Below are 21,485 nucleotides of genomic sequence, written 5' to 3'. Positions count from 1 at the left end.
CTATCACTTTCTACTCTTGTCTTCAGTTATGGACGGACGGCTCCAGAAGGAGCCGATTCCCCCATGGCATTCATGGAAGTGACACGAAACCAGCCTTTTGGCTTTTTCTTCGACTTATATTCAAAGCTGGTAGATGCGGTAGAGCCTATATTTGTAAAAGGCTCCGCACCGCTTTCGCTGTAATACACGTTATAGCCTGTAATAGCGTCCGCCGACTTACCTGCGCTCCATTGGAGCGCTACGGATGAGCCTGCGGCTTTAGCTTGAGGCTGTCCAGGGGCAGTAGGGACCTCTGTAGGCTGCTCACCTGTTCCATCTCCCTCGCCCGGAACGTCTGGAGACTCAGAATCTGCAGGTGGCACTACAGGTGTTGCGCTTGCTTTCGTGCTTGGACCGGACTCATGGCCGCCCACATCAACGGCGGTCACGTAGTAGCTAGAGCTGCTGCCCCCAGGGCTGTCAGAGAACACCTTGGAGCTGTCAGCCATAACGACCTTGCCAAGCCGTTGGAAGCTCCCCCCATCTGTAGAACGATACAGACGGTATCCTACGACGTCGCTGTTTCCGCTTGGGCTAAAGCTGATTATGGCTTTACCATCACTATAGCTTACGTTGACGCTAGATGGAGCGTTAGGAGCTGCTCCATCGTCCTTGCGTGGATCAATCTGAGTAGGAGCTTCCTTATCTGCATCCTGAGGCAGATAGTAGGACAACGAATTATGTCGTCTCATCACCTTAAAGGCTTGCTGAAGCTCTTTAATCAATTCTGAGATTGACTTTTCCCGTTTCCTAACGGTCCGTTCATATAACATATCATCCGGTGTACCATCGCGTGGAATATAATTCACACCTTGGTAGGTAATATATTTCGCACGACTCACACCATTTTCACTGTTTTTAGGTGGATACTTACTGTTATAAATGTCCGAACCATACGCGGATGCTGTACGGCTTACAATGCCGTCAGGTCTCTTGAAGCTGTCCGTTTGGAACAGCTGAGCATCTTTAGTTGTTACTTCATTCATGATTAGAGCCCATAAGCGGCGAGCCCGCTCTTTTTGGACTTTCGTTTCAAGCTTATTGACAGGTTGCTTGTAACCAACCCATACACCCAGTGTGACGTCAGGCGTAAAGCCCTCGAACCAAACATCAGTGTAGGATTGCGTAGTGCCTGTCTTGCCGGCAATCGGAATCTTACCGGATTGATCAAAGTTCCGCTTCACCAGTCTGCCTGTGCCCTCAGACACGGCTGTACGCAACATATCTGTCATCAGGTAGGCGGTTTGCGGTGAGAAGGCCTGCACAGGATTAGGCTGATGCTTGTATATAATATTGCCTTGCGAATCCACAATCTTTTCGATCATATAGGCGTCATTAAACACACCGCCATTTGGAATGGCTCCATATGCATTCGTAAGCTCCTCGACGGTCACCCCATGGGCCAAGCCGCCAAGTACACCCGTTTGGGCGTTGTTATCACTGGGTTGCAAGGTGGTGATGCCCAGCTTCTTGGCAAAAGCCCAGGCTTTGCTGATCCCTACTTTTTCGTTAAACAGCTTGAGTGCTACCGTATTGAGCGATTGATTCAGTGCATAACGCGCCGTGACCAATCCTTGATAGCGGTTGTTAGAATTTTTCGGAATGTGATACCCATTACTGCCATCTTTCAAAATAATAGGGGCATCATCCACGATACTACCAGGCTGCACAAGACCGCTGTCCAATGCAGGGAGATAGGCAGCAATCGGTTTCATTGCCGAACCCGGCTGACGAACCATCTGGGTGGCATAATTCATCTGCTCCTTTTGGAAGTCCCGACCTTCCATCATTCCAAGAATGGCGCCTGTTTTATGCTGAATCAGAATAGCCGCTGCTTGTTCGTCACCCTTGGTTTTACTAGTGGCAGAGAAGTTATTCTTATTTTCTGCAATTTGACGCATAGATTTGTATACGCTCTTATCAATGGTGGTGTACACCATATAACCGCCTGTGCGAAGCTGCTGTTCAGCTTCTTTGAGCAAATCATTATCGTCCTTGGTTTTGGCATCTGCACTGGCATTAGCTGCTTGACCCGGATTGGTGACAGACATGAGTGCCTGCGCAGCTTGTCGTTCTGTTTCTATCATAAGATATGGATAGGTGTTATAAGCCTTAACAGTACGTGGTGCGAGAGATTTTTTGATATCAAAAGCCATCGCTTCATCATACTGTGCTTTATTGATTTTGTTCTCCTCCAGCATTCGACTGAGCACCAGGTGCTGGCGGTTGATGGCTCTTTTAAAGCCAGCTTCATTAAACTCACCCTTACCGTTGTAAGCAGAATAGGAAGAAGGAAGCTGTGGCAAACCTGCCAGATAGGCAGCCTGGGCTATATTAAGCTCGTTCAGATCATTCTCATTAAAAATACCTTTGGCCGCTGCTTTAATGCCAAAGACGTTGTAACCGCTTGAACCGTTACCAAAAGGTACTTTATTAAGATAGGCCGTAATAATTTGTTGCTTGCTTAGGAAGCGCTCAAGGCGCAGAGACAGCAAAATTTCTTTGACCTTGCGATCATCTGTGCGATCGAGATTTAGAAAGACACGACGCGCAAGCTGCTGGGTGAGGGTACTACCCCCGGTTTGTACGGATTCATGCAGCGCCTTTTGCTTCACAGCACGCAGTGTTCCCGATAGATCGACACCTTTATGCTCGTAAAAATGATTATCTTCAATGGCAATGACTGCGTCAATGACGAGTTGTGGAATCTCCTTAAACGTGACAGGTCTTCGATCTTCTTCTGTCCGGAGTTGTCCGATGGGAGAGCCATCATTGAAATAAGCGAAGCCTGTAATTGCATTCTTATCTACTTCCTGTAGGATCATGGATCTGGAACGCACGGGTTCGCTTTTTACAATAGAAGCAACATAGCCGGCGGCCGCTCCTCCTGCAAATAGTGCCCCCATAAAACCGATGATGACGACCCACTTTATGACACGGCCGAGCCTTCGCATGGTTGTCCGCAAGCGGGAAGGCTTTGGCTCTGATACATTGTTTTTTTCTTCAACCATTAAGTCTTCCTCCTTTATAACAGCCATTATTATAGCATAAAATTACAAAATGAACCCATATGCTAAAAAGCCTGTCTTTTGGTGTCGTTGACTACATAAAAGCAGTGTGTTATAAATAGGTCAAAGTAAATATCGTGAAAAGCAGAGAAAGACTTCAGTAGAAGGCGGATTCACGTTGTACAGAGAGCCGATGGGTGGTGTGAATCGGTAGCGTCCCTCCTTTGAATTACCGTCTGGAGCTGTCTGGATGAATGGAAAGCTTTTGCAGGTTTGCGAAGCACCATAGTAATCCAGTACCGGGTGTAGGCCCGTTATAGGAATGAAGTGAAAGAAATGTCTGTCTTTGACATGCGTTTCTTTAATTAGGGTGGTAACGCGAGCAGCTCCTTCTCGTCCCTTGGGATGAAAGGGGCTTTTTGGTTTGTCTAATATGTAATATTTTGGATGAAAAATAGGGGGTATACAGGATGAAGTGGGAAGAATTGAAGCCGGAGCAACAGGTAGAGGTAGAACGACAGCTAGAGGTGATACAGCGGGGTGTAGCGGAAATTGTACCGGAGGATGAGCTGAAGCGTAAGGTGATCAAATCGGTCGTTAGCGGCGAGCCGCTCAAAATTAAGCTGGGCCTTGATCCATCTGCTCCCGACATTCACATCGGACATACGGTTGTTATGCACAAACTGCGCCAGTTCCAGGAATTAGGCCATCAAGTACAACTGATTATCGGAGATTTTACAGGCAGAATTGGTGATCCGACAGGTAAATCGGAGACTCGTAAGCAACTGACTGAGGAAGATGTACAGCGCAATGCCCAAACATACAAGGAACAAATTTTTAAAATTCTCGATCCTGAAAAAACAAAGGTATTTTACAATTCCGAATGGTTAGGGCCAATGTCTTTTGCTGATGTAGTAACCCTGTCGGCCAAAGTAACGGTTGCCCGTATGTTGGAACGGGATGATTTTACAAAAAGGTACCAAAACGGATTGCCGATCAGCATCCATGAGTTCTTTTACCCGCTGATGCAGGGCATGGATTCCGTGGCTCTCCAAAGCGATATTGAATTAGGGGGAACGGATCAGAAGTTTAATCTTCTGATGGGTAGAACCCTGCAAAAAGAATACGGAGTTGAGCCACAGGCTACTATTACTTTACCATTGCTTGAAGGGCTGGATGGAGTTCAGAAGATGAGTAAAAGCTTGGGGAACTACATTGGTGTTGATGAGGAGCCGAACGAAATATACGGAAAATCCATGTCCGTTCCTGATGAGCTGATGCTGAAATATTTTGAGCTTGCAACGGATATCAACAACGAGGAGTTGGCAGAGCTGGCGAAAGGTGTTAAGGACGGCTCAGTGCATCCACGTGATGCCAAAATGAAGCTGGCTGGAACGTTAGTGCGCATGTACCATGGTGAAGAAGCAGAGGAAGCAGCGAAGCAGCATTTTGTGACCGTATTCCAGCAGCGCGCGCTGCCTGACGATATTGAAGAGTTCACCTTGACGGCTGATCAGTTAGAAGAAGGTGGCATTCGTGTGATCCAGTTGCTGACTCATCTGGGCTTTGCAGCATCTAACGGTGAAGCCAAGCGCAGTATTCAGCAGGGTTCGGTCAAAATTAACGAAGAGAAATGGACCGATGTGAACGAAGCATACACGCCGAAGGAAGGCGACATTGTGCAGGTAGGTAAACGGAAATTTGCTAAAATCAAGCTTGGATAATGAAAATATATTCAAAAGCAGCGCTGAGATTGTCTCGATCTCAGCGTTGCTTTTTTATTTCTGCCAAGTGAAAAGTCATGGTAAACTTAGCACAAATAATCAAACATGTAGGTGAAGAGTTATACATAATGAAAACGTGGGTTGCACAATTTGGGTGTAGGATCGATAATCAGAATAATTACGAGTGTGGGGAAGGATTATATGGACTATTTTAAACGAATTCAGTGTGCGATTGAGTTTATTGAATTGAATCTCCGGGAGGATCTAAAAATTGCCGATATTGCTTCACAGGCATGCTTTTCAGCTTTTCATTTCCAGCGGGTTTTTCAGGCCATTTCGGGTTTTACGGTTCAACAGTATATAAGAAGGAGAAGATTGTCCGAGGCGGCTGAACAGCTAAAACAATCCAATCAAAAAGTGTTGGACATTGCTATTGAGTTTCAGTACAACTCGCAAGAAGCCTTTACCCGCGCTTTTGAAAAGAATTTTGGGATCACCCCTGGGAAATATCGTAACAGTGATATTGAGCTTCCTGGACAAAGCAAAATTAATTTTCTGGATTATCAAAAAAATACGAAGGGGGATTTGGATGTGAACAAGCCAGTGATATTGCAGCTCGAAACGACCAAAATTATAGGGTATGAATATAAAACAAATCTGAATAATGAGCAGCACTATAAAGAAATTCCAGGATTTTATGGGCACTTTGGAGCCAATGAATATTTTATGTGTATCCCGAACAAGATCGCACCGGGAATGTCATATGGGGTTGCCTGTCGATTTGAAGACAATGGTGCATTTTCATTTGTGGTGGGCGAGGCAGTTGAAAAAGAGTCAAATGAACTGGCAGAGGGTTTCATATATATGGAGATTCCAGCAGGGAAGTATGCTGAGTTTGACGCTTCGGGTTCAGATGGACGGGTTCAGAATATACGAGACTTTATCTATGGCACATGGCTTCCTAATTCTAATTTTGAACGGAGGGAGGGACCAGATTTTGAAATTACGGACGTGATGAATTCCTCCTATCCAGATCATTTGAGCATGAAAGTATACATCCCCATTGAATAAAACTCTCAGGCTCGATCATAAGGAATATAAAAAAAGCACCCGAATAAATTCGGGTGCTTTTTGGTGCTAATGCAGGGATTAGCGGTTGTAGAATTCGACGATTTGTTTTTCATCGATATCTTGGGACAATTCGCCACGCTCAGGCAAACGAATGAATTTACCTTCCAGAGCTGCGTCATTGTACTCCAGGTAAGCTACCAAGTGGTTGCGGTTTTCCAAAGCTTCTTTGATGGAAGACAGGGAACGACTTCTTTCACGAAGACCGATCACGTCGCCAGGGCTTACTTGGTAAGAAGCGATGTCAACTTTTTTACCGTTCACAGTAACGTGACCGTGAGCTACCAATTGACGTGCGCCTGCACGGGAATTAGCAAAGCCAAGACGGAATACAAGGTTGTCCAGGCGGCTTTCCAGCAAGAACATAAAGTTTTCACCAGCGATACCGTGCATGTGTTGAGCTTTGTTGAACAGGGTACGGAATTGTTTTTCACCCAAGCCGTACATGTGACGCAACTTTTGTTTCTCTTGAAGCTGCATACCGTAGTTGCTGATTTTTCTCCGTTGGTTTGCACCATGTTGTCCCGGAGGGAAAGGGCGTTTCAATTCTTTACCTGTGCCGCTCAGGGAAATACCGAGACGACGGCTCAATTTAAATTTAGGACCAGTGTAACGTGCCATTATAGAGTTAACTCCTTCATAATTAAAATTTGAGTTGGGGCTCTCTTTGCGCTCCAATTTGTTCGGCGCTACCTATTAAGGTGAGACGCACTACTGACAGAAAAGTTCAGCCGCTGTCCTGTCAGCAACAAAAAAGATGAGGGTGACACAAACTGTTACGCCCAAAATTTAAGATCCGCACAGTAGATAGTTCTGCCGTACAGTCTTTTTCAATAATATATACTACATGTAAGAGTAGGACAATGTCAAGAAGAGAAAAAGAATGAAAACGTCAAATTTTGTCGATAGGGCTTTAGAACTAAAAAAGTGGGACGAATTTCTGGAAAATGGATGCAAATTTCTAGAGTTGGGAGTAAAATAGATCATATTATGAGCTATAGTGGTGTATAGCCGCTGTCTTGGTACAGCTAATTTTGCTGTGAAGGAGCGCCTTAATATGTCGGAATTTTCAACAACGGATCAGCAAATGCTTGACAGTAAAACGGTCCAGGCTAGCGGTGCTCCGCTGTTTGATGATAAAGGATATACTTCTTTTGCCTGGCTCCAGAACATGGATATGACACCCTATGATTTCCCCTATATTAACCAGCTGCTTGTTCAAGGATATCGGAGTTGGTTACAACAGGGCAATGGTATATCCTGGATTAACGAAGAATATACTGCTGTTTTTAATTTTATAGGTGTTCGTGTTGCTGGTAAAAAAGAAGATGATGACGAGGATTTGGATTTGGTCGAACGTTGTTGCATATCTAGAGAGATGGAAGTGAGCCAGCGCAAACTTCGTGATGGAAGCCTTTCGTTTGTGTATATGGTTCCCATACTATGCCGTAATTACAAGAGCGAGCCCTTTGCCGCTCTTCGTTTTACACGGCCTGCTCAACATTCTGTCCCAAATCTGGACACATTGTTATCAGCTGCTTTACATTTTAAATCCTGCTTTTACACGAAGTTTGAGTACATATTTATGGAAGATGTCCTTGGGATGCGGAATCGAAGCGATCGTGAAGGTAGACGCCGTTCTATTTTATTTCAGATTGTAAAACGGATGCATGACAAAATTGACGTAGAAGGCGTGCTGGATGAGGTATTCGGGAGCATCGCCTATTTGTTTCCCCATGTAGATATCACCTTGTATATGAGTCAGGATCGACATAGTCGCAATCCGCAGGTCAAACCTTTACTGCTGCATGAACGGGACGAAGATGTATGCGTCCGTGCATTTATGAAAGGGCAAATGGCTGTGAATGAGCCTGTCGGTACACAAGATGAAATAACTGAAATCGGCATCCCATTACGTGGTAAGCAGGGCGTATACGGTGTTTTCCATATGATTCTTCCATCGGGCGCGGATAGTATGAAAAAAGTGGATGTAGAGCTGATTGCCATGATGGCGGATACGGCTGGCACCGCATTTGAAAATGCAAAGCTGCTTGAGCAATCGAATGTACTTATCCATGAATTGCGTCTCATTAATGAACTGGTTCAGCGCTTGAATCAGAGCCTGAAGTTAAATGAAATATTTGAATTTGCCGTGCAGGAGTTATTAAAAATGTTCATGGCGGACTTTTGTTGTATTGTACAGCTTGACCAGGATGGAAACTGTTTTAAGGTCATGTCGAGTAATGTGGAAAGCTTAAGACTGGAAAGTTACCCTCTTGAAGATGGATTTGCTGGACTAATACGCTTAACAGGGGAACCAGTGATTGTGTCGGACTATAGAAAGGATGGGAAGATATCCTCTCATTTTATGGATGCGACGCACTCCCAGTCTTTGATGGCTGTACCTATGAAGACCAGCGGTACTCCTAAAGGGGTTATACTATTGTCCAGCAAGCTTCCGCACTTTTTCTCTTACGATAATTACAAAATGTTGCAAATGCTAGCCCCTCATATCGGGTTGGCGGTAACCAATGCTATGCTGCACGCTGAGGTGCGGCGGTTGGCTAATATGGATATGTTAACAGGTCTGTATGTACGTCATTATGTGGACCAAATCATTCAGCAACATCAGGAAAAGGATTTCTGTGGATCTCTTATTTTGGTAGATATTGATCAATTCAAACAGGTGAATGATACGCATGGGCATCAGACGGGTGACGAAATTTTGAAAAGCGTCAGCAATATCGTTCGTTCGGCGACTCGCGATGAGGATGTATGTGCGAGATGGGGCGGCGAGGAGCTTGCCATTTATTTACCGCAGCTGGGGGTACAGCAAGCGCTCGGATATGCAGAAAAAATACGTTACCGCGTACAGCATGAAACTGAGCCTCAGGTGACTGTTTCTTGCGGGATTGCTGAATGGAACTGGCTGGACGAGCAGATCAGTATTGAATCTTTATTTTATAGGGCTGATATGGCCTTGTACGAAGCAAAAAATGAAGGACGCAATCGAATAGTTGTTGATCATGTAGCCAATGTGTAGAGAATATTCCTAGGGAATGTTCTCTTTTTGTCTTGTATAACCCATTGCGGACAGGTAATCCTAAACGTAGCTATATCGTGTGTATGATTGAACTATAGGGATAACACGATGAAGTGAACCAGGTAGCATAACTGGCTTGAAGCAGGATTATTGCTCATGAGTACAGTTATGTTCAGGATAGGACGGATGATGGGATGCATTGGAAAAAGCAATGGATGATGCAGGTTTGTGGTGTGTTGCTTGTAATAGGTGTGTTAAGTGGTTGTGCACTGGATCGACAATATACGCCTGAGCAGATTTTTAAGAGAGCAGTTGCAGGAATGGCTGGCAAAGAGATGGTAACGTTTACTGGACGGACTGCAATTAGAGCAGACAGTGGTCTGCCAACGAATAAGCAGTTTGAATATCGCGGTAGGCTAAGAAATCACGATGAATTGACCATGCACTGGGGTTCTGCAGAGGCTTTCCGTAAGCAAGGTGGCTACACAGCTCTGAAACAAGGTAAGTCCGAGCATGATGTTACACAGGAACGTTTTATTCGTCAGAGTGGGAAATGGGTTTCGCTGACATCCGGTTATCCTCCTGTGGTTGGAAATGGTATGTTAAATCGCTTCAATCCGATTCAGGAGCTTGAGGAATTAAATACACTGAATAAGAGCATTCGTATGGAAACGGGAGCTGCCCGGGGAACTTGGGTGTTGAGGATTGAACCGGAATCTGCTTCGGCAAAGCGCTGGTTGAAAGATCGTTTAATAAAAGAAATGAATACGTTAAACCCTCAAATCGTGATATTAAAAACGCAGCAGACAGGAACGAATCGAGAGCTGCGAAAGAAGCTGAGCCAAATATGGGCGCAAAGTTGTGAGGATATGAATAACCAGCTGGAGCAATCCATTGTGCATACGGTGTATCATTTGACCATAGATCGCCAAACAGGTTTACCCTTAAAGCTTTCATCCGAATGCCAGATTACCCGACAGGGAGAAAATGAAGATCTGCATCAAGAGGCTTTGATAACCAGAGTTACTTTTGAGGACTACAAGTAACGTGGCGGGCGTGATACAATGAATTTTGAATTAACCATCGTTCAAAAAGAATGAAATAGAGAAGGAGAGACACTACATGAAAGATCCTAGAATACTTAAGCTGGCGGAAAATCTGGTAGGTTACTCTGTTGAAGTGCAGCCTGGAGAAAATGTATTAATCGAAATGATTGGTACAGAGCGCGACTTACTTAACGCCATCATTCATGAAGTTGGTAAAAAAGGTGGAAATGTTTTTGTACAACTTACAGACCGTAAGGTACAGAGCACCATGCTTCGTCACGCGACAAAGGAGATGCTGGAGACCTGGGCTGAGATTGACCTTAACCGGATGAAGCAAATGCACTGCTATATCGGAATTCGTGCAGGTGAAAATGTAAATGATTTGTCAGATGTGCCGGAAGATAAAATGAAATTGTATAATTCCATTTATCAGCATGCGGTACATAGCGAACAACGGGTGAAACACACCAAATGGGTAGTGCTGCGTTATCCGAATGACAGCATGGCTCAATTGGCGAATATCAGCACAGAAGCGTTCGAAGATTTTTATTTCGATGTGTGTAATCTGGATTATGCAAAAATGGACAAAGCTCAAGATGCATTGGCAGACCTGATGAATCGGACGGACAAGGTACGGATTAGTGGACCGGGTACGGATTTGAATTTCTCTATTAAGCAAATTGGAGCTATCAAGTGTTCAGGTCAATGTAATATCCCGGATGGCGAAGTATACAGCGCGCCTGTACGTGATTCCGTTAACGGAACGATCAGCTACAATGCACAAACCCTGTATAATGGCATTACTTTTGAAAATGTTAAATTCCGTTTTGAAAATGGTAAGATCGTGGAAGCAACGAGTAACGATACGAAGCGGCTGAATGATATTCTCGATTCTGACGAGGGAGCACGTTATATTGGCGAGTTTGCCATCGGGTTTAATCCGCACATCTTACATCCAATGAAGGATATTTTGTTTGACGAGAAAATCGCCGGCAGCTTACATTTTACACCGGGTCAAGCTTATGAAACAGCGGATAACGGTAATCGTTCATCGATCCACTGGGATTTGGTGTTGATTCAGCGTCCAGAATATGGCGGTGGTGAAATTTATTTTGACGATGTTTTGATTCGTAAAGATGGCATCTTTGTACTGCCTGAGCTGGAGCCATTAAACCCTGAAAATTTAAAATAACGATATCCGTTCTTGCTGAGAAAGCGATTTCAATGTATCATTATGGATGAGTAACGATACATGACAATTCAGTAAAGCGAGGGATTTCTATGTCCAATAATAACGCGGCGGTTGTTGAAATTGCACAGACGGCGAGCAAGTTCACCTCTTCCATCGTCCTTCATTCCGAAAATAAGTATATTGATGTGAAAAGTATACTGGGCTTGTTTACGACCCTAGTCAGCAGCCATAGCTATGAACTACACGTTCATGGACCAGATGCGGAGGAAGCCAAGAAAGCGATCATCGAGGTGTTCGAGAAGCACGGACTTCATATTTCAGTAGCCAGCTAACTTTATTCTTGAAGCAAAAGCATCCCTACCTGTAACTGTAGGGATGCTTTTTTTGTCAGGTTCTTGTATTAGCCTGCAATTTGGTCTAATATTAAGGATAGGACGTCTTGTGCGACATTGAGACATAGGGGGGAAGAATCCATGACTTCATCTGATTTGCAGGAACAATTGAATATCAAGGCTATTAATCTGCTTCAGGAAGATGCAGATAAAATAAAGAAGCTTATTGAAGTACAGATGGAGAATCTGGCAACCCGTTATTGCCCTCTCTATGAGGAAGTGCTGGATACTCAGATGTACGGATTTTCCAAGGAAGTGGATTTTGCGGTTCGCGCTGGACTTCTTCCGGAAATGGTAGGTAAACAGCTGGTCAGTGAGCTGGAACGCAATCTGGCTATTCTATATGAGGCCATGAATAATAAGGCCAATTAGGAAGACGGTTGAATTGATGAGAGCATGCGGAGCTTGAGAGCATGCTTTTTTTGATACCTTTTTTTAAAAAAATGTTCTTTTAGGATGGTAAAAGCGCATCCCCTTCCACCATCCTAATGAACATTTTAAAACCTTAAAAAGCTACACAAGAAAGAAGGATACACCTAACAATACATACACTACCAATAGCATGAGCCCCTCATACCAGTTGGTTGAGCCGTCTTGGGTGATGGATTTGGCGATAAATACAGCGACAGCAATGGCGACCAGCTCAATAGTAGTGAAAACAATATTCATCGTGTTTCCCATAAAGTAACTGACAAATATCAGCACAGGGGCAACAAATAGCGCAATTTGCAAACTGCTGCCGACAGCTATTTCAACCGATGCACCGATTTTATTCTTCATCGCCAGTAAAATAGCAGCGCTGTGTTCGGCTGCATTACCAATAATAGCGACGAGGAAGGCACCTACGAACAATTCGCTGAGCCCAAATTGGGTCGTAAACACCTCCAGCGTACCTACCAGCCATTCGCTGACAAAAGCGACCATGACGGTAGCAAGTATCAAATAGGCAATGGATTTGTTTCTGGACCATACAGGGGCATGCTCATGTGGTAATTCTTCATCTTTTTGTTCGGTCACATCAGATAAATAGTCCTTATGCGTAATCATAGAAAAAATAAGCCACGCAATATACGCGACAATGAGCGTGCCTGCGACAATGAGGCTGAGCGTATCTGATTCGCTATCCGTGATAACGTGTGTGTTCAAAAAGACAGCTGGAACGAACAAGGCAATAACAGCCACAATCATCAGAGAACCACTTAATCCAGCCAGCGATATATTGAAATTTTGTACTTTGTACTTTAAACCGCCAGCGAACAGACTTGCTCCTAGCACCAACAGCAGATTGCCGATGATAGAACCGGTAAGACTGGCCTTTACCATATCGTAAAGACCTTCTTTAACAAGAAAGATGGCGATGATCAGTTCGGCTGCGTTACCAAAGGTGGCATTTAAGAATCCACCTAAACGTTGGCCAGCATAATGCGCGACGCTTTCGGTCGCCCTGCCGAGGAAACCGGCTACGAATACAACAGAAATTGCACAAATGACAAATTGGGCTATAGCGTTCCAATGCGTGTAATGAGCGACTGCGCTAAGAGCAAATGTCGCTATAAGCAAAGCGGGAGATAACCATTTTTTCAATGAAGAGCACCTCGATATCAATAAATGTGTACAAGTTTGGTGAAAGCTGTCACTTCAGCATTTTGCATAATTCGATTCCCATCGCACATAAGTACAATATATAGACGAACTAAAGCGTTTCGATCTATATATTGCTGATTGGAAAACACTCTTGGGGTTTATGCAAAATGCTCACTTGTATGGATTTTCTAAATTAATATACCCAAAATGATATAGGTTGTAAACGAAAGTTGTTTTTCATACGTAGGGTTTGCATTTGGAGTGGCTGAGGCTTTACAATACAAATAAAGGATGGATGAAGGGGGACATAGGTCATGGCAGAGCAAATTCAACAACTGGAAGCAGGAAACATCAAGATTTCCAACGATGTCGTGGGTAAAATTGCCGGGATGGCCGCATTAGAGACACCGGGCATTGCTGCAATGTCAGGCGGTTTATCGGAAGGCTGGGCCAAAAGGCTGAGCGGTAAAAATGTGCAAAAAGGCGTATCAGTGGAGGTTGGACAGCTGGAAGCTGCCATTGATCTACGTATTATCGTACTCTACGAAACACCTATTCATGAGGTGTCCCGAATTCTTCAGCAAAATGTACGAGAAGCCGTCGAAAGTATGACAGGTTTGCGGGTCGTGGAAGTGAACGTAAAAGTGGAAGGTGTCGCGTTCAAGGACGACGCAGTGTAATAGAATCAAGGACCGATAATTCTACATTTTTAACCAATTGTATACATGCCGGGAATTCCGTAGGATAACCCGAATAAAAACACGAAAACTGGTGGTTATAGAATCGCCAGTTTTCGTTTTATGAATCAACAGCATAGCCATTTTTGCAGAAGGTTTCCGTATTTTTATACATAACCAAAAGAACTTCCAAAGCCACCGTTGTAAGTGGTCCTTGGAAGTTCTTTTTTTAGCGAAAACGGTTGGTTCTACGAGTTTGAAAGCGATTGGGTACTTCATTACGGACAGCTACCCCTGTGGTGCGTTCCTGCACCGCTTGTTTGGTGTTCTCACGAGAAATACTGAGCATAATGCCCATCGAAAACATCATGACAAGCAAGGAGGAGCCACCAAAGCTGATAAATGGAAGCGTTACGCCAGTGATTGGAATTGTTTGGGTTACACCGCCGATGTTAATGAAGGCCTGAATGGCGATCAAACCCATGATACCGGTGCCTACCAACGTTCCGAACGGATCATGGCAACGCAGAGCAATGATCATGCCTCGCCAAATGAAATACAAATATAGCATCAGGAATATGGCTGTTCCGATAAATCCGAATTCTTCACCAATTACAGAAAAGATAAAATCATTAAATGAATTAGGAAGATAGTGAAGCTTGATAATACCTTTACCAAATCCTGACCCGTTTAAGCCGCCTTCACCTATAGCTTGCAAGGACTGTACCAGATTGTATCCCGTTCCTTGTCTATATTTCTCGGGATTAAGAAAGGCCTGAAAGCGTCCGATTTTGTAATCTTGCTTGGCAGCAGCTTGTCCATCTGTGGTTCCAGAATCTCCTCCAAACAACGACCCAATACCAAATACAATGGAGGCGCCTAGCACGAGCAGAACAATTGATGCTGTAATATGCTTGACACTGGCTCCCCCGGCATAAATAATCAGACCACTCGTAGCAACCAAAATGAAGCAGGAGCCTAAATCAGGTTGAAGCATGATGAGTCCTGCAACACAGCCTACAATGACGGTTACAGGTATGTAGCCAGTCCGCAGATCTCTAAAGCGATCTCCTTTTTTGACAATCAGTGCAGATAAGTAAAGAATGATGGAAATTTTCGCAAGCTCCGTTGGCTGGAAGCCAACACTACCAAACCTGAGCCAGCTTTTTGCGCCGTTAAGTGAGCCTGTAAAAAGAACGATGATTAGCAGTAATATAGTTATGAAAAATAAAGGTACAAAAAGCTTTTTATATTTTTCCATCTTAATATTCATAGCTACCAACATAATAAAAAGTCCAAGTACAGCAAATGCAGATTGGCGCTTCACAAAATATAAAGAGTCAAAATTGTATTCTTTATTCAGCAAAGCTACGCTGGAGCTGGAGCTAAATACCATAATTACACCGAATCCAACCAGTAACAAAGTGAGGATCAGCAATTGGAAATCCGGTGTGCCTCTTCTTCGAGTCTCCGGCTTCGTATTTCTCATATCAGCTTCCCCCGGTATTCGCCACAAGGTATATTCCTCGCAGACGGTTATCATTTTATCGTTTACCCATTTTATCATATTATGTTTGATGGGCTTCTGCAACCTCCCTGGAGCAACAGATATCACAACAATTCCATATCTGCTACAATAGGATAAAAATGAAGACTTGAGAGCAGCGGTGCATACGTGGTGACGCTGCATGATGAATCGGGAACTTGCCCGGTGCTTTAAAAGGAGAGGTGGAGCATTATGACACAACATGCGATAGACAAGACCTGGTTTGACCAGTTGCAAGAAAATATGGTGGAGTGGCGTAGACATTTACATAAGAATCCCGAAATTTCCTTTCAGGAAAGCAAAACCGCAGCTTTTGTAGCGGATAAGTTGGAGAGTTGGGGAATCGAGATTCGCCGTCAGGTAGGGGGACACGGTGTTGTAGGCACCATTCGTGGTGCTAAACCCGGGCCTGTCGTCCTGCTGCGTGCCGATATGGATGCTCTTCCTATTCAGGATGAAAAGGAATGTGAATATCGCTCCAACGTAGACGGAGCCATGCATGCTTGCGGCCATGATGGACATACATCCGCGCTACTTGGAACGGCTTACTATTTCAGTCTGAATCGGGACGAGCTGCAAGGAGAAATTCGGTTGTTGTTCCAACCTGCGGAGGAATTGCTGCCTGGCGGAGCGGTCAGTGTAATAAAGGATGGTATATTGGAAGGTGTGGACGTCATTTATGGTATCCATTTATGGACACCTTTTCCTGTCGGAACGGCTGGGAGTTGTGCAGGGCCGCTGATGGCGGCGGCAGATGATTTTTATATTGAAATCACAGGTAAGGGTGGGCATGGTGGGATGCCTCAGTCCACTAATGATAGTGTCGTGGCGGGCTCAGCTCTTGTCATGCAATTGCAAAGTGTCGTAAGTCGTTCAGTCGACCCATTACGACCTGCCGTGCTGACGGTGGGAACCATCCAAGGGGGCTCTGCGCAAAATGTGATCGCAGAAACGTGTCGCTTGAGTGGAACGATTCGTACGTTTGATGAGGAGACACGAACGGTGATGAAGGAGCGACTGCATGAGGTAACAGAGCTCACAGCCGCAACATACGGTACAACAGCACAGGTTCGCTATATTATGGGATACCCACCAGTTGTCAATGACGCACATGAAGCATCTCGTTTCTTTAATGAAGCAAAATCTGTTTTCGGCAAGGAGAATGTACAGGAAGCGTCGAAGCTGATGCCTGCTGAAGATTTTGCGTATTATTTGGAACGTGTGCCAGGTTGCTTCATGTTCGTAGGAGCGGGTAACCCAGCTAAAGGAGCGGTTTATCCACACCATCATCCTAAATTTGACTTTGATGAGGATGCTATGATTAACGCGGTTCGGTTGTTTATTGCGATGTCTACGGGATACGCTGCGGAACGAAAAGCAGGGGCAATTAAGGGCTAAAATGAGTTGAATTGGGAACGGTTCAATCTGGAGTATGAGCTGAATGAAATGGGGTACCCTACTCTTGAAAAGGAGGGAGTACCCATGAAAAAGGTTCAGGAAGTTATGACTAAAGAATGCGTAACGGTTACCCCGCAGGACAATATTTATGAAATTGCGGTCAAAATGAAGGACAATGATACTGGTTTTATTCCGGTTGTGGAAAGCGAAGGCAGTGATAAGTTGATCGGCGTAGTAACGGACCGTGATCTTGTCGTTCGCGGTTATGCGGCTAAAAATTCGGGTTCGGGTTCAGTCGATACGGTTATGACGACAGGTATTCGTACAGCCAGTGCGGACATGTCGGTGGACCAAGCAGCTGAACTGATGGCGGAGCAGCAAATCCGTCGGTTGCCTGTGACGGAAGGAGACCGTCTGATCGGGATTGTCTCAATCGGGGATTTGGCTGTTCGTAATATTTTTGCAGACAACGCTGGAGAGGCGCTTAGTCATATTTCCGAGCAGGTCCACTAGAAGAATAATTAAGGTAGGCATTTGTTGGGGGGGCTTAACCCCGGGCGTTAAATCAGGAGTTCAACCCGAATATGGGTTGGACTCCTTGCTATTCTGGTTGATATTCGAATAAACGGATAAGCTATTTATTATATAACTGAATCAATTTCATAATACCTTTAGCTGCTTCAATCAAAACTAGATATAGATCAAAATGATTCGATTTGTCTGTATCTAATTACAACCACCAAACTTTAATGAGTTATGAAATTGATTCAACTTTAAAATGATGTATTGTTAGATTATCAGGAGGTAGTCATGAATCCAGATCATCCTTGTATTGTACAACGTGATTTTACCGTTCTGCTGGAAATGGGCTTGCCCGGTTCGGAATGGGCTCGTTCACAGTTGCAGATTTATGCGGAGCTGGTTAAAAGTCCGTCCGCTTTTCATACATACCACATCACTCCACTGTCTTTGTGGAATGCAGCTGCCCTCGGATGGAGTGCTGAGGACATTCAAAATAGTTTGTATTCCATGTCCCGTTGGGATATTCCACGTGATTTGTTGAATGATATTGAACAGCTCGTTTCTCGTTATGGGACGTTGACGCTTTCACGAGGTACGAAAGAAGACGGAGGTATAAAGACAGGGAAAGCCAACAGCTATACAATAGGTGATCACTTGATCTTGGCAGCAGAGACCCCCGCTTTACTGGATGAGCTACTGACCAAGCAAGAGCTAAAACAGCTTGGTTTACTTCGCGTTGATGAGGAAAGCGCATCGGTCCCGCCCGAAAATCGGGGCTTGCTCAAGCAGGAATTAACTCGCTTGGGATATCCCGTTGTGGATACGGCAGGCTATCTTGAAGGGAATCAGCTTAGTTTTACCTTGGGAAAGGGACAAACGAAGTTGCAGCTTCGTGATTATCAAGTAAAGGCCGCTGATGCGTTTGAAGGAGCGGACGGCTTAGGGGGTAGTGGTGTACTGGTGCTTCCATGCGGAGCTGGAAAAACAGTGATAGGCATGGCGGTGATGAATCGGCTTCAGTGTGAAGTGCTTATTCTAACATCTAATACTACTTCTGTACGGCAATGGGTAGAAGAATTAAAGCAAAAGACGGATATTTCTGCCGATTCCATCGGGGAATATAGTGGTCAGAAAAAAGAAGTGCGCCCGATTACGGTGGCAACATACCAAATTTTGACACACCGTCGCACCAAGGATGGGGATTTTGAGCATATGAAACTGCTGAGTGAGCGGAAGTGGGGACTCATTATATATGATGAGGTTCATTTGCTGCCCGCGCCAGTATTCCGGGCGACGGCTGACATTCAGGCTACCCGTCGTTTGGGGTTAACGGCCACGCTGGTTCGAGAGGATGGTTGTGAACGGGATGTGTTCTCTTTAATTGGGCCCAAACGGTATGATATGCCATGGAAGGAGCTGGAGCGACAGGGCTGGATCGCTCAGGTCGATTGTGTGGAGTTGCGGCTTCCAATGACAGCTGAACTTTTGGAGCGCAGTATGCGTGCTGAGGGCAGACAGCAGTACCGAATTGCAGCCGAAAATCCGATCAAACTGGAGGCGGTGCGTAGCCTGATGCAGCAGCACAGTGGTTTGCCCACGCTCATTATTGGTCAATATTTGGACCAGTTGCGTACATTGGCTCAGGAGCTCGGTGTCCCACTGATTACGGGTTCAATGAGCCAGACGGAGCGGGTACGTTGGTTTGATGCATTCCGCAAGGGTGCAATTCGGACCCTATTGGTGTCCAAGGTTGCAAACTTTGCGGTGGATCTGCCGGATGCAGCAGTAGCCATAGAGGTATCGGGCAGCTTTGGCTCTCGCCAGGAAGAAGCGCAGCGACTGGGACGCATTTTGCGACCAAAGTCAGGCGAGAATAAAGCTTATTTTTATGCTCTAGTGACGGAGAATAGCAAGGAGATGGATTTTGCAGCTCGTCGTCAGCTGTTCCTGATTGAGCAAGGCTATGAATATGCGGTTCGCAGATTTAGTGTGACAGAGGCTATTGGAAGCAGGGATGCTAAGTCTGGAGATCGTGGAAAGAAAAAGGAGGCCTAATCAAGAATGGGCGTAACGAACACGCAAGACAGCTGGAATGAGCTTTCATCGGATGAGCTGCTGGTACTTAGACGATGCTTTATTCGGCACGCGGGACAGCCCATGAAGGAAGAAGAACCTATACAGCTTACCCGGGGATCGTTAAGCGGAGTCGAAACGAAACTGGCACTGCGTGGATTACGTGCCCGGGGCTGGCTGGAGGCTGTTACCAAATCGTGGGGCGAACGAATTTTATATATCCCGGTTTATCGACTACCGGATCTGTACGATATGTTGTTAGAGGAAAATCCAATGAACATGATGCATTCGGATCATCCGATAACGGTACATGAATCAATGACAGGCCTGGAGTCGGAATTGCTGCATGCGTTGTCACGTATTGCAGTACAGGGCGTCCCTTTGACGGCCAAAGGAACCATACATAAGCGATCATTGCAAAAATTGAATGAACTGACCCCCTTTCGCCCGGAGGACCTGATGGGTCTTGGGTTGCATTATGCGCATGCAGAGCTGTATCCTGTGCAAACCGTGGTCATGATGGATTTGCTACTCAGTTTGGGGCTGTTAGTAAAAGAAACGGTGTCTTTTCGCATTCAGGAAACGGAACTGGCGACTTGGATTCGTTTGTCTGCTTGGCAAATGCGCAAGCATATTTTTGCTACACTCATGGAAAGATACGGCAAGGCCGAAGCATCCATGCAGCATTTTCGCTATATGCTGTGTGCTGTCTCCCAGTATATGGGAACGGAAGGGTGGATATCTATCAAGTGTCTGCTGCAATGGATGCTTCAAGTAGGCCTAATCCAGCAGGAGAGTACGAGCGGAGCTGATTCCAAGAACAGTGCCCTTTTAGACCTTATTCCTACAACCTCAAATCCGGAAGGGTTTGCGGGAGAAACGGGTTCTGATTTTAATTTTAATGGATCTTTCATGGAGGGATTGGAGGGTTGGCTGAAGGCCCTGACTGCGTTTGGAATGGGTGATTGGGGCCAGACTGCATCGGGTAAACTGTGTTTTCGCTGGAATGTATCTGTGTTAGACATGCTTCGTCCCAATAATTACGAGGATACACATCAACAACAAGGTACTTTTTATGTACAACCTAATTTTGAAATATTGGTTCCGCCAGATGTGGCATATGATGTGCGCTGGCGACTGGAATGCTGCTGTGAACGTGTGACAGGAGATCGGATGGCAATATACCGGATCACCAGAGAAAGTGTTACAGAGGCAATCGAGTTAGGGATGGAAGCCAAAGCAATCCCTGCTCTACTGGACAAGTTCAGCCGGACAGGCGTGCCTGATCATGTACGTATGGCGGTAGAACAGTGGGCAGGCGATGTCGGACGGACGGCTTTTGCAACGGTAACACTTTTGCGATGTGGCACACAGGAGGATGCAGACATGGTTGCACGCCATCCCGCGCTGGAAGGATTGCTGGAACGGCTTGGCGACAAGGACTTTATTATTCCGGCGAGCTCTGCTGTCAAAATACGAAAAACGCTTGCTGCAATAGGATTAGGTCCACGTCGTGAACCCGAAGGTGTGGACGAGCCAGCTCATCATTATCCACTGATTTCGGAAACAGAGAACATAAATTCAGGCAGCCTCAACAGTAAAATGGAGTCCGAACCTATTCTAGCCCGTTCTATATTTTCCCAAGAGGGGAGGGCAGGTTTGGTTTATACAGGGCGAACGCTGCACTTTTACGAACAAGAGCATACACTGCCTGATCCGTCTGACTATTTACCAGAAAGATCTACAGTCCCCTCCTCATGGACAAAAGAATGGAGGAGTTACCATACTTCCACTGCCCGGCAGTTGATCGAGCAAGCGATTCGTTGGCAGGCTGCTGTGGGGCTGCGAATCGGTGGGAAAGAGGTTAAATGGATACCGGAGGCGGTGGTTTCCGGTGCACCATGGAGTGTCACAGGCTGGTATGCCTCAGGAAGGGATGACGAAACACTTTCTCCTGCGACCTTACAGCCAAGTGAATGGTCAGACATGCGCTTGCTGGTTCCTTTTACATAGTAGGGCCAGGAAGTGCATGAAACTTCTTCTTCTCAAAAGAAGGATGTGGTATGATAAATGAGTCTACTTTTACAGGGTAGAACTTTATATAAAGTGAGAT

Annotated in this window: 16 protein-coding genes and 1 other annotated feature; of the genes, 12 read left to right on the top strand and 4 right to left on the bottom strand. The window is 45.3% G+C overall.

What is annotated here, in order from left to right; all coding sequences use genetic code 11:
- Window positions 1-26: 26 nt before the first annotated feature.
- Window positions 27-3,050, bottom strand: coding sequence for a penicillin-binding protein 1A (locus MLD56_RS15640; RefSeq protein ID WP_029517648.1), 3,024 nt, complete (start codon window positions 3,048-3,050; stop codon window positions 27-29).
- 135 nt (window positions 3,051-3,185) lie between these two features.
- Window positions 3,186-3,451 (top strand) — a binding site (T-box leader).
- A gap of 66 nt (window positions 3,452-3,517) precedes the next feature.
- Between MLD56_RS15640 and tyrS the strand changes: the two genes are divergently transcribed.
- Window positions 3,518-4,771 carry a tyrosine--tRNA ligase gene (gene tyrS / locus MLD56_RS15635; RefSeq protein ID WP_013310921.1) on the top strand — a complete coding sequence of 418 codons (1,254 nt, stop codon included), beginning with the start codon at window positions 3,518-3,520 and terminating at the stop codon, window positions 4,769-4,771.
- A 201-nt stretch (window positions 4,772-4,972) separates the two neighbouring features.
- On the top strand, window positions 4,973-5,842 hold the full coding sequence (locus MLD56_RS15630; RefSeq protein ID WP_029517647.1) for an AraC family transcriptional regulator: 870 nt from the start codon (window positions 4,973-4,975) through the stop codon (window positions 5,840-5,842).
- Between the two features lie 78 nt (window positions 5,843-5,920).
- On the opposite strand, the gene rpsD is transcribed toward MLD56_RS15630, so the two are convergent.
- Window positions 5,921-6,520 carry a 30S ribosomal protein S4 gene (rpsD, locus tag MLD56_RS15625; RefSeq protein ID WP_013310919.1) on the bottom strand — a complete coding sequence of 200 codons (600 nt, stop codon included), beginning with the start codon at window positions 6,518-6,520 and terminating at the stop codon, window positions 5,921-5,923.
- A 436-nt stretch (window positions 6,521-6,956) separates the two neighbouring features.
- On the opposite strand from rpsD, the gene MLD56_RS15620 reads away from it, so the two are divergent.
- The 5 genes from MLD56_RS15620 to MLD56_RS15600 all read left to right on the top strand — a co-directional run bounded on the left by MLD56_RS15620 (window position 6,957) and on the right by MLD56_RS15600 (window position 11,944).
- Window positions 6,957-8,942, top strand: a complete 1,986-nt coding sequence (locus MLD56_RS15620; protein WP_029517646.1) for a sensor domain-containing diguanylate cyclase — start codon at window positions 6,957-6,959, stop codon at window positions 8,940-8,942.
- A 194-nt stretch (window positions 8,943-9,136) separates the two neighbouring features.
- Complete coding sequence (locus MLD56_RS15615) at window positions 9,137-9,988, top strand: hypothetical protein (RefSeq protein WP_141695450.1); 852 nt, start codon at window positions 9,137-9,139, stop codon at window positions 9,986-9,988.
- A gap of 76 nt (window positions 9,989-10,064) precedes the next feature.
- Entirely contained in the window at window positions 10,065-11,180 is a 1,116-nt protein-coding gene (locus tag MLD56_RS15610; RefSeq protein WP_029517644.1) for an aminopeptidase, read from the top strand.
- 89 nt (window positions 11,181-11,269) lie between these two features.
- Window positions 11,270-11,512 carry an HPr family phosphocarrier protein gene (locus MLD56_RS15605; RefSeq protein WP_013310915.1) on the top strand — a complete coding sequence of 81 codons (243 nt, stop codon included), beginning with the start codon at window positions 11,270-11,272 and terminating at the stop codon, window positions 11,510-11,512.
- Between the two features lie 141 nt (window positions 11,513-11,653).
- Window positions 11,654-11,944, top strand: a complete 291-nt coding sequence (locus tag MLD56_RS15600) for an Fpa/YlaN family protein (RefSeq protein WP_007431028.1) — start codon at window positions 11,654-11,656, stop codon at window positions 11,942-11,944.
- Between the two features lie 141 nt (window positions 11,945-12,085).
- Here MLD56_RS15600 and cax read toward each other — a convergent pair whose 3' ends face one another.
- Window positions 12,086-13,156, bottom strand: coding sequence for a calcium/proton exchanger (cax, locus tag MLD56_RS15595; RefSeq protein WP_029517643.1), 1,071 nt, complete (start codon window positions 13,154-13,156; stop codon window positions 12,086-12,088).
- Between the two features lie 314 nt (window positions 13,157-13,470).
- Here cax and MLD56_RS15590 point away from each other — a divergent pair, with 314 nt between their 5' ends.
- Window positions 13,471-13,836, top strand: coding sequence for an Asp23/Gls24 family envelope stress response protein (locus tag MLD56_RS15590; RefSeq protein ID WP_013310912.1), 366 nt, complete (start codon window positions 13,471-13,473; stop codon window positions 13,834-13,836).
- A 226-nt stretch (window positions 13,837-14,062) separates the two neighbouring features.
- Here the strand turns inward: MLD56_RS15590 and ftsW are convergent, their stop codons facing one another.
- A complete protein-coding gene (ftsW, locus tag MLD56_RS15585; RefSeq protein ID WP_029517642.1) occupies window positions 14,063-15,322 on the bottom strand; it encodes a putative lipid II flippase FtsW in 1,260 nt (419 codons plus the stop codon).
- A 249-nt stretch (window positions 15,323-15,571) separates the two neighbouring features.
- On the opposite strand from ftsW, the gene MLD56_RS15580 reads away from it, so the two are divergent.
- The 4 genes from MLD56_RS15580 (at window position 15,572) to MLD56_RS15565 (ending at window position 21,385) form a co-directional block, all read left to right on the top strand.
- Window positions 15,572-16,777, top strand: coding sequence for a M20 family metallopeptidase (locus MLD56_RS15580; RefSeq protein ID WP_029517641.1), 1,206 nt, complete (start codon window positions 15,572-15,574; stop codon window positions 16,775-16,777).
- An 84-nt stretch (window positions 16,778-16,861) separates the two neighbouring features.
- On the top strand, window positions 16,862-17,290 hold the full coding sequence (locus MLD56_RS15575) for a CBS domain-containing protein (protein ID WP_029517640.1): 429 nt from the start codon (window positions 16,862-16,864) through the stop codon (window positions 17,288-17,290).
- 297 nt (window positions 17,291-17,587) lie between these two features.
- Window positions 17,588-19,354 (top strand): DNA repair helicase XPB, encoded by a 1,767-nt coding sequence (locus tag MLD56_RS15570; protein WP_029517639.1) that lies wholly within the window; start codon window positions 17,588-17,590, stop codon window positions 19,352-19,354.
- A gap of 6 nt (window positions 19,355-19,360) precedes the next feature.
- On the top strand, window positions 19,361-21,385 hold the full coding sequence (locus tag MLD56_RS15565) for a helicase-associated domain-containing protein (protein WP_029517638.1): 2,025 nt from the start codon (window positions 19,361-19,363) through the stop codon (window positions 21,383-21,385).
- Window positions 21,386-21,485 lie beyond the last annotated feature (100 nt).

The organism is Paenibacillus peoriae (assembly GCF_022531965.1).
Classification (GTDB): Bacteria; Bacillota; Bacilli; order Paenibacillales; family Paenibacillaceae; genus Paenibacillus; species Paenibacillus polymyxa_D.
This window is presented reverse-complemented; position numbering and strand designations above follow the sequence as displayed.

Excerpts from the sequence above, each read along its gene's own strand:
- MLD56_RS15640 (WP_029517648.1), bottom strand. The coding sequence starts at position 3,050 with ATGGTTGAAGAAAAAAACAATGTATCAGAGCCAAAGCCTTCCCGCTTG.
- tyrS (WP_013310921.1), top strand. The coding sequence starts at position 3,518 with ATGAAGTGGGAAGAATTGAAGCCGGAGCAACAGGTAGAGGTAGAACGA.
- MLD56_RS15630 (WP_029517647.1), top strand. The coding sequence starts at position 4,973 with ATGGACTATTTTAAACGAATTCAGTGTGCGATTGAGTTTATTGAATTG.
- rpsD (WP_013310919.1), bottom strand. The coding sequence starts at position 6,520 with ATGGCACGTTACACTGGTCCTAAATTTAAATTGAGCCGTCGTCTCGGT.
- MLD56_RS15620 (WP_029517646.1), top strand. The coding sequence starts at position 6,957 with ATGTCGGAATTTTCAACAACGGATCAGCAAATGCTTGACAGTAAAACG.
- MLD56_RS15615 (WP_141695450.1), top strand. The coding sequence starts at position 9,137 with ATGCATTGGAAAAAGCAATGGATGATGCAGGTTTGTGGTGTGTTGCTT.
- MLD56_RS15610 (WP_029517644.1), top strand. The coding sequence starts at position 10,065 with ATGAAAGATCCTAGAATACTTAAGCTGGCGGAAAATCTGGTAGGTTAC.
- MLD56_RS15605 (WP_013310915.1), top strand. The coding sequence starts at position 11,270 with ATGTCCAATAATAACGCGGCGGTTGTTGAAATTGCACAGACGGCGAGC.
- MLD56_RS15600 (WP_007431028.1), top strand. The coding sequence starts at position 11,654 with ATGACTTCATCTGATTTGCAGGAACAATTGAATATCAAGGCTATTAAT.
- MLD56_RS15590 (WP_013310912.1), top strand. The coding sequence starts at position 13,471 with ATGGCAGAGCAAATTCAACAACTGGAAGCAGGAAACATCAAGATTTCC.
- ftsW (WP_029517642.1), bottom strand. The coding sequence starts at position 15,322 with ATGAGAAATACGAAGCCGGAGACTCGAAGAAGAGGCACACCGGATTTC.
- MLD56_RS15580 (WP_029517641.1), top strand. The coding sequence starts at position 15,572 with ATGACACAACATGCGATAGACAAGACCTGGTTTGACCAGTTGCAAGAA.
- MLD56_RS15575 (WP_029517640.1), top strand. The coding sequence starts at position 16,862 with ATGAAAAAGGTTCAGGAAGTTATGACTAAAGAATGCGTAACGGTTACC.
- MLD56_RS15570 (WP_029517639.1), top strand. The coding sequence starts at position 17,588 with ATGAATCCAGATCATCCTTGTATTGTACAACGTGATTTTACCGTTCTG.
- MLD56_RS15565 (WP_029517638.1), top strand. The coding sequence starts at position 19,361 with ATGGGCGTAACGAACACGCAAGACAGCTGGAATGAGCTTTCATCGGAT.